An 11894-nucleotide genomic window follows, 5' to 3' on the forward strand; every position below is an offset into this window, starting at 1 on the left:
CGGGCCATGCTGACATCGTCACGAACTGCAAAGAGGCGATCGTTATTTCGAGATTTTGCAGGTGGATCCTCGGCTCAAGTCCGAGGACGGAGACGCCGTCAGCGAACGTCTGCAAGCAAGGGCGTGGCGTCAGGCTCTCCCCTTCGCCACGCACGTCATTGGTGTCTGACGCTTATTCGTCGCCCATCTTGAGCGCGGCGATGAAGGCTTCCTGCGGGATCTCCACCTTGCCGAACTGGCGCATGCGCTTCTTGCCGGCCTTCTGTTTTTCCAGAAGCTTGCGCTTGCGGGTGGCGTCGCCGCCGTAGCACTTCGCCGTCACGTCCTTGCGGAGCGCCGAGATGGTCTCGCGGGCAATGACGTTGCCGCCGATCGCCGCCTGGATCGGGATCTTGAACATGTGCTTCGGGATCAGCTCCTTGAGCTTCTCGCACATTTCGCGACCGCGCTTTTCGGCCGCCATCCGGTGCACCATCATCGACAGCGCGTCGACCGGCTCGCCGTTGACGAGGATCGACATCTTCACAAGGTTGCCTTCCTTGTGGTCGGTGATCTGGTAGTCGAACGAGGCATAGCCCTTGGAGATCGACTTCAGGCGGTCGTAGAAGTCGAACACGACTTCGTTGAGCGGCAGGTCGTAGGTCAGCATCGCGCGGGTGCCGACATAGGTCAGCTCGATCTGAATGCCGCGCCGGTCCTGGCAGAGCTTCAGAATGCCGCCGAGATAGTCGTCGGGCGTCAGGATCGTCGCGCGGATCCACGGCTCGTGGATCTCGGCGATCTTGACGACGTCGGGCATGTCGGCCGGGTTGTGCAGCTCGCGCTCCGAACCGTCGGTCATGAACAGCTTGTAGACGACCGAAGGCGCCGTCGCGATCAGGTCGAGGTCGAACTCGCGCTCCAGGCGCTCCTGGATGATTTCAAGGTGCAGGAGCCCGAGGAAGCCGCAGCGGAAACCGAAGCCGAGCGCGGCCGACGATTCCATTTCGAACGAGAACGACGCGTCGTTGAGGCGCAGCTTGCCCATCGCCGAACGCAGGTCCTCGAAATCGGCGGCATCGACCGGGAACAGGCCGCAGAACACCACCGGCTGCGCCGGCTTGAAGCCCGGCAGGGCCTTGGCGGTCGGGCGCTTGTCCTCGGTGATGGTGTCGCCGACGCGGGTATCGGCCACTTCCTTGATCGAAGCGGTGATGAAACCGATCTCGCCCGGGCCGAGCGCGTCCATGGCCACCATCTTCGGCGTCAGCACGCCGACGCGTTCGATCGTGTACTTGGCGTCGGTGCCCATCATGCGGATGGTCATGCCCTTCTTCAGGGTGCCGTCGATGATACGCACGAGAACCATGACGCCGAGATAGGCGTCGTACCAGCTGTCGACCAGCAGCGCCTTCAGCGGTGCGGTATCGCCGCCCTCGCTCTTCGGCGCCGGCAGCTTGGTGACGATCGCTTCGAGAACATCGGGAATGCCGAGGCCCGTCTTGGCCGAGATCAGAACGGCTTCGGAGGCGTCGATGCCGATCACTTCCTCGATCTGTTCCTTGATCCGCTCCGGCTCGGCGGCGGGAAGGTCGATCTTGTTGAGCACGGTGACGAGCTCGTGATTGTTGTCGATCGCCTGGTAGACGTTGGCGAGCGTCTGGGCTTCCACCCCTTGGCTCGCATCGACGACCAGCAGCGAACCTTCGCAGGCCGACAGCGAACGCGAGACTTCATAGGCGAAGTCGACGTGGCCGGGCGTGTCGATGAGGTTCAGCACGTAGGTTTCGCCGTCATTGGCCTTGTAGTGCAGACGCACGGTCTGGGCCTTGATGGTGATGCCGCGCTCGCGCTCGATATCCATGCTGTCGAGCACCTGCTCGGACATTTCCCGCTCGGCAAGGCCGCCCGTCGACTGGATCAGTCGGTCGGCCAGCGTCGATTTGCCGTGGTCGATATGGGCCACGATCGAGAAGTTACGGATATGCGACAGGGGCGTCTTGGAAGATGTTGTGCTCATGGGCCGCATATAGCAGTGCCTTCAAGCCGCGCAAAGCGGGAAATGAAGGCTTCGTTCACTATAAATGAGGGGCTGCGGCGGCTATTCGGTTCTGGCATCCGCGTCGATCAGCGCGCCGGCATTCGGCACCTGCGCGCTCTTCAGTTCGAAGGTCTCGCGCTCGCCGGCGGGTACCTCGTCGCGTTTCCTGAGGCGTATCAGCACGAACAGCGCATAGAGCGCCGCAACGACCATCGCCGCATAGATGAAAGTACGCGGCCCGAACACCGGCGTCAGCAGCGTGACGAGCATCGGCACCAGGGTTGCCGCCGCCGACCAGGCGACCAGCATGGTGCTGGCGAGCGGCACGAAATCCGCCGGATCAGTGCGGTCGTTGGCATGTGCGTTGGCGATGGAATAGACGGTCTCGACCGCACCGGCGAACAGCGCGAAGACCACCATCAGCATGAGAAGATTGCTGAAGGTCGCCGAGAGCGCGAAGAAGCCGGCGGTAACGATCAGCAGGCAGGTGGCGATCAGCACCAGCCGGCGGTCGATCCGGTCTGATAGCGTGCCCATCGGATACTGGATGGCGATCAGCCCGAGCTGCATCACGAACATCAGGTTGGCAACGTCGCCCTGGCTCACCTGATTGGCGGCCGCATAGATCGGCGTGAAGCCCTGTACCACCATCGAAAGACCGCCAGCGGCAAGCACGCCGATGAAGGCGACAGGTGAGCTGCGCCAGACCATCGGGATATCGATGCTGACCTTGGCCGGCGCCGGCGGTGTGGGCAGGCGCGTCAGGCCGATCGGCAGGATGGCAAGTGCCGTGAAGAAGATGGTGATGAGCGGCGGCAGGTTACCGTCGACGGGGATCTGTCCGAACAGCCAGGCGCCGGTGCCAAGCCCGATCACGTAGGCCATGTAGAACATCGCCATCGCCCTGCCGCGCCAGTGGTTGTCGCTCGCATGATTGAGCCAGCTCTGACTGATGATGAAATTGGTGTTTCCGGCAGCACCGTAAAGGCCGCGGGCGAGCACCCAGAGGATCGGGTGCATGCCGAGACTGATCGTCAGCGCCGAAAGGATGACCAGCGCCATCGAGCAGGAAAACGCCCGGGCATGGCCGACGCGGCGGATCATCGGTCCGGCGATCACGCAGCCGACAAGCCCGCCGAAGGCAATCATGGTGACGGCGGCGCCCGGCACCCAGTCCGGCGCATCGGACCGGGTCAGCACGAAAGGCACATAGGCGAGCATCATGCCGTTGCCGATCGCCACAGCCGTCATCGACATGACGATGCTGGCAATCGACGTCAGCGAGGAGGGTTGCTTGTCCATGTCGTGCCGGTCCGTTTCATCAGCCGTGACGGCCTGTTTCGTGAGGTCGTGCTAAATTATTGAGCGGGAACGTTTTTTCGCTCAGGATGCCCGTTGCGGACCTTAGCCGAAAGCGCGTTGTCGCAATGTCGCCAAAGCGGCATTGTCAGCCTTTATTTTCAGTTCCCGAGGTCTTGACTCTATTATATGAGAAATGTAATCTCAAATAATGGAAATCACCGGCGACCCACTCGAACAAGCCATCGGCGAACGCGTCCGTTCGCTGAGGGCCGAGCAGAACCTGACACTTGACGATCTGGCGACGCGGTCCGGCGTCAGCCGGGCCATGATCTCGCGCATCGAGCGCGGCGAGGTGAGCCCGACGGCGCAACTGCTCGCCAAGCTTTGCAGCGCCCTCTCGACTACGCTGTCGGCGCTCTTTGCCTTTGACGGCCAGCAGGCTTCGCCGGTTGCACGGCGCGCCGATCAAAGACTTTGGCGGGATCCGGAATCCGGCTATCTGCGCCGCTCGGTCTCGCCTGATGGTGTCGGCTCGCCGGTCGATATCGTCGAGGTCGAGTTCCCGCCGGGCGCGCGCGTCGTCTTCGAACGCCAACCGGCCGATCGGGGCATTACGCAGCACCTCTGGCTTTTCTCCGGCCGGCTCGAACTGACCATGGAATCCGGGTCGCATGTGCTTGAAGCCGGCGACTGCCTGTTCATGGGGCTCGAGCAGGGCCACGTCTTTCACAATCCCCATGATGAGCCGGCTCACTATGCCGTCGTCCTTTGCCGAACCAGGGTTTGACCATGCCTGACATCACGATCCGCCTGCTCAACGAAGCCGAAACCCGTTCCGCCATGCCGGCGCTTGCCGAGGTGCTCTCCGATTGCGTCGAGGGCGGCGCATCCGTCGGTTTCATGCAGCCCTATCCGCCGGAGGCGGCGTTGCCCTACTGGGATGGCGTCGCCAATGCGGTTGCCGCCGATGAAACGCTGCTGATAGTTGCCGAAGACGAGGGGCGGATCGTCGGCACGGTCCAGGTCGGCGTGGCGCAGATGCCCAACCAGCCGCATCGCGGCGATCTGAAGAAGCTGCTCGTCCATCGCGCCGCCCGCGGCAAGGGCGTCGCCCGGCTGCTGATGCAGGCCGTCGAACGGGAGGCGGCGGCACGCGGCAAGGTGCTGCTTGTGCTCGACACGGCAACCGGCAGCGAGGCGGAGGCGATCTATCCACGCCTTGGATGGGAACGCGTCGGCGTCATTCCCGATTACGCCATGTGGCCGGAGGGCGGCCTGTGCGCCACGACGCTTTTCTACAAGCGCATCGCGGCGTAGGGGGATCGCCGCTCCCTCGGATGCCCCTCCTTCAGTGTCGCTGCCCCTCACCCCAGCCCTCTCCCCGCTTGCGGGGAGAGGGGGGACTGGAGTTTGCCGCGCGTCTCCTTCGCCTCGCTTGCGGGGAGAAGGTGGCCGGCAGGCCGGATGAGGGGCGCCCGCTGAGGTAGCCAACGGCCCGAACCCTGCGCTAGCTTGCCGACGCTTCGCTCGCTTCACGAACTCAACCGGGACATTGCCATGCGCGTTTTCTATTCCGAAGATCACAAGCTCCGTGAGGCCAGGACAGAACTCTTCGGTGGCGAACTGGTGGCGCCGTTCGAGGCGCCGTTTCGTGCCGAATGGATTTTGGCGGCGGTGAAGGAGGCTGGCTTTGCCGATGTGGTTGCGCCCACGCATCACGGCCTGGAAACGGCCCTCAAGCTCCACGCGGCCGACTATCTCGACTTTCTCGAAACCGCCTGGGCGCGCTGGGTCGCTGACGGTTATCGCGGCGAAGCGATCCCGACGTGCTTCCCGGCGCGCCGGATGCGCCAGCACCCGCCCAAGGATATCGACGGCGCGCTCGGCTATTACGCCTTTGCCGCGGAAACATCGATCACTGAAGGCACCTACGTCGCCGCGCGCGCGGCGATGAATTGCGCGCTTTCGGCTGCCGAGCATGTGGACGCCGGCAACACGGCCGCCTTTGCGCTTTGCCGCCCGCCCGGCCATCACGCGGCGATCGATCTCTATGGCGGCTACTCCTTCATCAACAACGCCGCCTGCGCCGCCCAGCGGCTACGCGATCTCGGTGCTGCCAGGGTCGCAGTGCTCGATGTCGACTTCCATCATGGCAACGGCACGCAGGACATCTTCTATGGACGCGGCGACGTCTACTTCGCCTCGCTGCATGGCGATCCCGTCGACGCTTTCCCGTACTTTCTCGGCTTTGCCGATGAAGAGGGGGCTGGCGAAGGCCTCGGCACCACGAAGAACTATCCCCTGCCGCGCGGCACGGCCTATTCGGCCTGGTCGGCCGCGATGGACGATGCACTTCATCGCATCGAGACCTTCGGCGCCGAGGCGCTGGTGGTTTCGCTCGGCGTCGACACGTTCGAGCGCGATCCGATTTCGTCGTTCAAGCTGAAGTCGGAGGATTATCTGCGCATGGGCGAGAGGTTGAAGAGGACGGGCCTGCCGGTCGTCGTCTGCATGGAGGGCGGCTACGGTGTGCCCGAAATCGGCCTCAACGTCGCCAATGTGCTCAAGGGCATTGCTACCTGAGCCTACTCCGGCCGTCAGGCAGCCGCAGATTTCTCACGAACCCCTGTTGACCTCAACTTTACTTGAGGTCGTACGAGTGTTCCTGCCCGTCGCCGAATGGCCGCCGACGGGATTTGAAGGGATACTCAAGGAGAGTTCAATGAGCAGCAATACAAAGGCGGGTATCGTCGCACCGCTCTATCGTATCAACAAGTTTGCGGTGCCGACCGCCGCACGGACGCAGTTTCTGGAACTGGTGGAAAAGACCCTCGAAGTGATCCGCAGCCAGGACGGCTACGTCAAGGACCTGTTCCTCGAGCAGCATGCGGGCCCGGGAAAGTTCAACTTCTGCACCATGATCGAATTCGAAAGCGAAGAGGTCGCGCCGAAGGTTGCAGCAGCGATCGGCGCGTTCGATAGAAGCCTCAACATCGATCGTGCGGCGCTGATGGAAAAGCTCGGGGTTGAGACCGATTCCGCCAGCTACAAGAGCTTCCAGGCGACATCGGCATGAGATCGCGCCGTTCCGGCTACTGCTTAATTGCTTAAATCGAATCCGATTTAAGGATAAAATTATGCAGCAAGTTTAAAGCGATACAGCGTCCTTTGCGCGTCATATTTGACGCACGGCGCTGTAGCCGGCCGGACTCGCGACCGGCGCGTCGATGACGACGCGTCAGGTTCACGATGGCGATACGTTTTAAGAAACGAAGAAGTTGGATAGGCCCTGGCCGGCCGCAACTGCCATATAGGCGAGGACGGTGAAGTAGACCGTGGTTGCGATCAGGAAGAGATAGCCGCCAGCGACCATCAGTCCGTCGCGCTGGATGATGCCGAGCGACAGGAGCAGGATGGCGATGCCCGGCAGCGTGTTCGATAGCGGAATGAGGCCGAGCGGAAACATCAGCAGCACGCCTCCGGCCATGATCATCAGGCCGTTGAAGCGGTTCATCAGTGCGCCTTGCGTCAGGAAGCCGAAGCGCGGCCTGACGAAGCGATCGAGCTTGGAGACAAGCGCTGCCCCCTTCTGCAGCGTCGGCACCAGTTTTTCGGTTTCGATCTGCCGGTCGAGGATGCGCTGCGGCATCCAGGGCAGGCGGTTGAGGGTAATCGAAATCGAGATCAGGATGATGGCGGCGCCGAAAACGGTACTGACGCCGGGAATGGAGACCGGCAGCAGAAACGGCAGCGTCAGCAGCGCGCACAGCAAGAGAAAGCCCTGTTCGCCGATGCCCGTCATCAGGTCGCGAAGCGTGATGGTGTTGCCGCGAATCGACCCGATCATCCCGTTGAGCGTGTCGCTGAGACTGCGTTGCGTATCGCCAAACTCGATTGCCATCAGATAGTCCGCCTCGATTTTCCTCGAACGCGCTTGTTATCAAGAGCGTGTGAAGGATCGGTTAGTATCCGGCCCTGTCATGACGATGACTGTGGCCGTGGCGCCATTTGTCGCCAAACAATGGCATCAGTGGGACGTCTCTTCATCTTCCTGCCGCAATCGCTAGTATGAAGCACCTTTGAGCACGAATGGGGACCATTGATTCTATGATCAAGAAATGCGCCATACTGGCTGTAGCGGCCATCTATCTCTCGGGATGCACGACCACCGATCCCTATACGGGTGAGCAGAAGATGTCGAACACCGCCGGCGGCGCGCTGATCGGCGCGGGTCTCGGTGCAGCGACCGGCCTTCTTGTCGGCGGCAGTGCTGCGGGACGGCGTGATGCCGCTCTCGTCGGTGCCGGTATCGGCGCGCTCGGCGGTGGCTTGGTCGGCAACTACATGGACAGCCAGGAAGCGGAACTGCGCGCCCAGCTGCAGGGTACCGGTGTTTCCGTTACCCGCGCAGGCGACCGCATCATCCTGAACATGCCGTCGAACATCACCTTCGCCACCGACCGCGACCAGGTAATCCCAGCCTTCTACGACACGCTGAACTCCGTGGCGATCGTGCTGCGCAAGTTCAACAAGACGCTGATCGACGTCGACGGCCACACCGATTCGACCGGCAGCGCCTCCTACAACCAGGGCCTTTCCGAGCGTCGCGCAGCCTCAGTTGCCAATTATCTGGCAAGCCAGGGCGTCGACCAGCGCCGCATGGCCACCATGGGCTTCGGCCAGGAACGGCCGATCGCCTCCAACGGCAGCGAGGCCGGCCGGGCGCAGAACCGCCGCGTCGAAATCTCGATCGCGCCGATCAAGCAGGGCTGATAGGTCTCTGCGATACCTTGATATAGAAGGGCCGCACCGGGAACAGTGCGGCCCTTCGTCGATCGGACGTCCCGTCGCCGTACTGCTAAAAGCGGTAGCGCAAAAGCCGCCCCATCCGCTGCAGCATGGGCATGACGCTGAAGATCTGGATGGCGATGCGCGCGGCCGCTGACATTCTTTCTATCTGGCTCGGATCGTAGTCGCTGACCTCCTCCAGCAGACTGAGGCCCGGCACCTGCCGCTCCAGCATGCGTGGATCGTCGATGCCCCAGCGAAGCGCAGCACCGGTGGCGCGGATGGCGGGGTTGAAGCGCAGCAATTGAATGCCCAGGTGGCTATAGCCGTCGAAGACGACCTCGCCCGCCGGCAGGCGTTCCAGCAGACGCCGAAGCAGATCGTAGACGTCCTCTGCCGCAAGGTAGGGCAGGACGCCTTCGGCGACGACGATCGCCGGCGCGTCATCCGGTATCGCCGCAAGCCATCCCGCCTCCGTCACCGAAGATGCGATCTGTGTATAGTTGGCGCGATCCGGATAGAGCGTGCGGCGCAACGTCATCACATCGGGAAAATCGACGTCGAACCACCGCACCTCGTCGGGCGGATCGATGCGGAAAACGCGGGAATCGAGGCCGCAGCCGAGATGCAGCACAGTTGCATCCGGGTGCCTGGTGACGAAAGCCCGTGTCCACTGGTCGAGGAGATAGGCGCGCATGGCGATCCCGATCGTCATGTCGTGGCCGACGTCGAGATGCTGCGCAGCTTGCCCGAGACGACGCATGGCATCGGCGGCGAAATGGTCGCGCAGCAGGGAATCGGGAAGCGCGCTTTCGGCGGCCTTTGCCTGCAGCGTGATCAGCAGTGTTTCTTGCGCGCCACTCAGGCCGATCCCGTCGGCATCCATCGTTTCCTCCCCACAGCGCCGCGCGTCAAATATGACGCACAAAGGATGCTGTAGCGCTTTAAACGTGCTGCATAATTTCATCCTTAAATCGGATCCGATTTACGGAATTATGCAGGAGGCACGGCCTCGGAAACGGTGGCACGTATCCGCTGCCTAGTCGTCGGCTGCCTTCACCGCACGCGCCCGACGGACGCGCCTCGCCGTCAGCATCGCCAGTGCCGGTGCCAGCGCGAACAGCCAGAAAAGCCACTGCGTCGCGCGGGCAACGCCGTCGGTGGTGCTTGCTTCGATACCCGCCAGATTGGCGGTCAGGCCGGCAAGGGCAGCACCCAGTGCGGCGGCAAAAAGCTGCACGGTGGTGATCGAGCTCGATGCCTTCTCTTCCTCGCCCTGTGGTGCCAGTTCGTAGACGGCCGTCACGATATGCGGCCAGGCGAAACCCATGCCGAAACCGACCGCCATGATACCGGCGGAAAGCGGTGCGGAGATCGCGGCAAACCCGGTGCCGGCCATCGGCATGAACATGGCGATCAGCGCCAGGCCGGCAAGGCCGAAGGCCGGTCCGGCGAAGATCGTGCGCTGCGCCCTGTCGCCGTGCCAGTGCGCGCTGGTCATCGATCCGGCGGTCCAGCCGATCGACATCAGTGCGGCGATGTAGCCGGCAACCAGCGGCGACAGCCCATGCAATTCCTGCAGCAGATACGGTACGTAGATCTCCGGCTGCATGCCGATCATCAACAGCGTGATCGTAGCATAAAGCGCTGCCAGCGGGGAGGTTATGGTGAAGCTGCTGCTCGGCAGCAGCTTGCCGGCAGCCCGGCGTTCGACGACGAGAAGCACTGCGAACATGAGGATGGCCGCGCCGACCGAGGCGAGCTGTTCGCCCGATGTGGACAGGGTGCTTGCGATCGAAAGAGCCAGAACGATGCCGACCAGAAGCAGCAGTTGCACGACCGGCAGCGGCGTGCGATTTCCTTCGGACGAAGCGTTGCGCGGCAACGTCCAGAAGGCGAGTGCTGCCAGAAGTGCCGTCAGCGGCAGCAGCGACCAGAAGGCGGCGCGCCAGGTGGCGAATTCCGCAAACATGCCGCCAACAGCCGGGCCGATAAGCGTTGCCGTGCCCCAGGTCGCCGAGATCAGGCCGATGGCACGGGTCCAGAGCGCCGGCGCAAACACCAGGCGGATGACGCCATAGGCGAGCGCATAGAGCAGGCCGCCGCCAAAGCCCTGGATCGCCCGGCCGCCAAGCAGCACCAGCATATCGGGAGCGGAGGCGCACATGAGCGTGCCGAGGCCGAAGACGAGCGCGCCGATCGCATAGGCCGAGCCGGCGCCGACGACGGCAAGCAAGCGGGCCGAGAGTGCTGCGCCGAGGATGGATGCGGCCACGAAGACGGTGGTGCTCCAGGCGTAATATTCGAGCCCGCCGATCTCGCGCACGATCGACGGCATGATCGTCGTTACGACATAGATGTTGAGCGCATGGAGAGCTACGCCGCCGCTCAGCACGACGGAATGGATGGCGTTTTCGCCCGACAGCAGAGCGAGCCAGCCGCTGTCGGCTTTTTCAGCGGGTCTGGATGTCTTGTCGAGCATATGTGTGCACCTTTTCCTGTCGCCTCACGACTGCCGGGCAAGTAACGCGCCGTGCATCGTTGCGCGGCCGCGTCGGGCTTGCCCCGTCGGCGCCGATAGAGCACTCCCGTTTCAAATGGAGTTTTGGAGCGGCTCTATCCTATTGTTTTTACGCATTTCCTGACGGAAAAGCGCTTCGCATTTTTCGTGGAAATGTTCTGATTCAGTGGACGACGGCATCACCGAGATGGGTGAGCTTGTCCGGATTGCGAACGATGAAGATGTCGTTGACGTTTCCGTCGCCGTCATAGCCGAAGGAAACGCTGGCGGCGATATCATTTTCGGTCTCGCCCCGGAGCACAATGCCGCGGCCGCCGTTGATATCGGCAACGTCCCAGACATAGTGCGCCCAGTATTCGGTCAGCCGGTCGGCGATGAAGGCAAGCACGGTTTGCTTGCCCGAGAGCACGCCGAGCACCGTCGCCACCTTGCCGCCGCCATCGGCCGTCAGTCGTACGTCGGCGGAAAGCAGGCTCGAAAGGCTGGCAATATTGCCGCCGTGGATCGCCGTGTGGAAAGCCGACAGCAACTCGTCCTGGCGTTCGCGCGGCGTCTGGTGACGGCTCTTCTCCACGCCGATATTGGTCTTGGCGCGCGACACCAGCTTGCGTGCGGCCGCCTCCTGCATGTCGAGCGTTTCAGCCACCTCCTCATAGGGCTGGCCGAAGATTTCATGCAGCAGATAGGCAGCCCTTTCCTTCGGCGTCAGCCGCTCCAGCATCAAGAGGAAGGCGGTGGTCAGCGACGAGGTCAGTGCCAGCTTCTCCTCGGCATTGTCGTCGCTTGCCGTGTGGATCGGCTCCGGCAGCCAGGCACCGACATAGTCGACACGCTTGCGGTGTGCCGCCTTCAAGAGGTCGAGGCAGCGGCGGGTGCAGGCGGTCGTCAGCCAAGCGGCCGGGCTTTCGATCGCCAATTGATCGGCCTCCTGCCACTTCACGAACGTGTCCTGCACCGCGTCTTCCGCGTCCGCGCGCGAACCAAGGATCCGGTAAGCCAGACCGAGAAGGCGGGGACGCGCCTCCTCGAAAATTGCCGTGCTGTTTGCGCCGCCCATCTCAATGCCTCGATATCTGTTTGGTCCGGTCAATGCTGTCCTGGTCGATCGTCTTGCGTCCGCCGGCAAGCGCGCCGAGCCCGTCGGGGATTTTCTGCTCGTAACGGACGGTTTTCATATCGGTCATGATTACAACTCCGTCGATCGTTGCTCATGACCAACTGACGATTGGCTTCCGGCCGCTGTGACGCCGTCTTGAAATTTTT

General features: G+C 62.8%; 12 protein-coding genes. 5 read left to right on the forward strand and 7 right to left on the reverse strand.

The window, feature by feature from the left end:
* Positions 1 to 172: 172 nt before the first annotated feature.
* Complete coding sequence (gene lepA, locus IB264_RS00820) at positions 173 to 1999, reverse strand: translation elongation factor 4 (protein WP_371412227.1); 1827 nt, start codon at positions 1997 to 1999, stop codon at positions 173 to 175.
* An 81-nt stretch (positions 2000 to 2080) separates the two neighbouring features.
* Positions 2081 to 3322: an MFS transporter gene (locus IB264_RS00825; protein WP_025425531.1), complete on the reverse strand. Its 1242-nt coding sequence runs from the start codon at positions 3320 to 3322 to the stop codon at positions 2081 to 2083.
* 208 nt (positions 3323 to 3530) lie between these two features.
* Here IB264_RS00825 and IB264_RS00830 point away from each other — a divergent pair, with 208 nt between their 5' ends.
* The 4 genes from IB264_RS00830 (at position 3531) to IB264_RS00845 (ending at position 6398) form a co-directional block, all read left to right on the forward strand.
* Positions 3531 to 4109 carry a helix-turn-helix domain-containing protein gene (locus IB264_RS00830; RefSeq protein WP_025425532.1) on the forward strand — a complete coding sequence of 193 codons (579 nt, stop codon included), beginning with the start codon at positions 3531 to 3533 and terminating at the stop codon, positions 4107 to 4109.
* Between the two features lie 2 nt (positions 4110 to 4111).
* Entirely contained in the window at positions 4112 to 4639 is a 528-nt protein-coding gene (locus IB264_RS00835) for a GNAT family N-acetyltransferase (protein ID WP_025425533.1), read from the forward strand.
* 240 nt (positions 4640 to 4879) lie between these two features.
* On the forward strand, positions 4880 to 5905 hold the full coding sequence (locus IB264_RS00840) for a histone deacetylase family protein (protein ID WP_025425534.1): 1026 nt from the start codon (positions 4880 to 4882) through the stop codon (positions 5903 to 5905).
* A 139-nt stretch (positions 5906 to 6044) separates the two neighbouring features.
* Complete coding sequence (locus IB264_RS00845) at positions 6045 to 6398, forward strand: hypothetical protein (protein ID WP_025425535.1); 354 nt, start codon at positions 6045 to 6047, stop codon at positions 6396 to 6398.
* Positions 6399 to 6584: 186 nt separating this feature from the next.
* On the opposite strand, the gene IB264_RS00850 is transcribed toward IB264_RS00845, so the two are convergent.
* The gene (locus tag IB264_RS00850; RefSeq protein WP_025425536.1) at positions 6585 to 7223 is read right to left on the reverse strand and encodes an exopolysaccharide biosynthesis protein; all 639 of its coding nucleotides are present in this window, start codon (positions 7221 to 7223) and stop codon (positions 6585 to 6587) included.
* A gap of 206 nt (positions 7224 to 7429) precedes the next feature.
* On the opposite strand from IB264_RS00850, the gene IB264_RS00855 reads away from it, so the two are divergent.
* Positions 7430 to 8095, forward strand: a complete 666-nt coding sequence (locus tag IB264_RS00855) for an OmpA family protein (RefSeq protein ID WP_025425537.1) — start codon at positions 7430 to 7432, stop codon at positions 8093 to 8095.
* 85 nt (positions 8096 to 8180) lie between these two features.
* Here IB264_RS00855 and IB264_RS00860 read toward each other — a convergent pair whose 3' ends face one another.
* The 4 genes from IB264_RS00860 to IB264_RS35085 all read right to left on the reverse strand — a co-directional run bounded on the left by IB264_RS00860 (position 8181) and on the right by IB264_RS35085 (position 11815).
* Positions 8181 to 8996 (reverse strand): class I SAM-dependent methyltransferase, encoded by an 816-nt coding sequence (locus tag IB264_RS00860; RefSeq protein WP_192433107.1) that lies wholly within the window; start codon positions 8994 to 8996, stop codon positions 8181 to 8183.
* Positions 8997 to 9149: 153 nt separating this feature from the next.
* Positions 9150 to 10592 carry an MFS transporter gene (locus IB264_RS00865; RefSeq protein WP_081788828.1) on the reverse strand — a complete coding sequence of 481 codons (1443 nt, stop codon included), beginning with the start codon at positions 10590 to 10592 and terminating at the stop codon, positions 9150 to 9152.
* Between the two features lie 202 nt (positions 10593 to 10794).
* On the reverse strand, positions 10795 to 11688 hold the full coding sequence (gene sigJ / locus IB264_RS00870; RefSeq protein ID WP_025425540.1) for an RNA polymerase sigma factor SigJ: 894 nt from the start codon (positions 11686 to 11688) through the stop codon (positions 10795 to 10797).
* Between the two features lies 1 nt (position 11689).
* The gene (locus IB264_RS35085; protein ID WP_255569777.1) at positions 11690 to 11815 is read right to left on the reverse strand and encodes a hypothetical protein; all 126 of its coding nucleotides are present in this window, start codon (positions 11813 to 11815) and stop codon (positions 11690 to 11692) included.
* Positions 11816 to 11894: the final 79 nt, after the last annotated feature.

It is taken from the genome of Ensifer sp. ENS11 (genome assembly GCF_014851895.1).
GTDB classification, from domain to species: Bacteria; Pseudomonadota; Alphaproteobacteria; order Rhizobiales; family Rhizobiaceae; genus Ensifer; species Ensifer canadensis.

Coding starts and splice junctions, on each gene's coding strand:
- lepA (WP_371412227.1), bottom strand. CDS start 1,999: ATGAGCACAACATCTTCCAAGACGCCCCTGTCGCATATCCGTAACTTC.
- IB264_RS00825 (WP_025425531.1), bottom strand. CDS start 3,322: ATGGACAAGCAACCCTCCTCGCTGACGTCGATTGCCAGCATCGTCATG.
- IB264_RS00830 (WP_025425532.1), top strand. CDS start 3,531: ATGGAAATCACCGGCGACCCACTCGAACAAGCCATCGGCGAACGCGTC.
- IB264_RS00835 (WP_025425533.1), top strand. CDS start 4,112: ATGCCTGACATCACGATCCGCCTGCTCAACGAAGCCGAAACCCGTTCC.
- IB264_RS00840 (WP_025425534.1), top strand. CDS start 4,880: ATGCGCGTTTTCTATTCCGAAGATCACAAGCTCCGTGAGGCCAGGACA.
- IB264_RS00845 (WP_025425535.1), top strand. CDS start 6,045: ATGAGCAGCAATACAAAGGCGGGTATCGTCGCACCGCTCTATCGTATC.
- IB264_RS00850 (WP_025425536.1), bottom strand. CDS start 7,223: ATGGCAATCGAGTTTGGCGATACGCAACGCAGTCTCAGCGACACGCTC.
- IB264_RS00855 (WP_025425537.1), top strand. CDS start 7,430: ATGATCAAGAAATGCGCCATACTGGCTGTAGCGGCCATCTATCTCTCG.
- IB264_RS00860 (WP_192433107.1), bottom strand. CDS start 8,996: ATGGATGCCGACGGGATCGGCCTGAGTGGCGCGCAAGAAACACTGCTG.
- IB264_RS00865 (WP_081788828.1), bottom strand. CDS start 10,592: ATGCTCGACAAGACATCCAGACCCGCTGAAAAAGCCGACAGCGGCTGG.
- sigJ (WP_025425540.1), bottom strand. CDS start 11,688: ATGGGCGGCGCAAACAGCACGGCAATTTTCGAGGAGGCGCGTCCCCGC.
- IB264_RS35085 (WP_255569777.1), bottom strand. CDS start 11,815: ATGACCGATATGAAAACCGTCCGTTACGAGCAGAAAATCCCCGACGGG.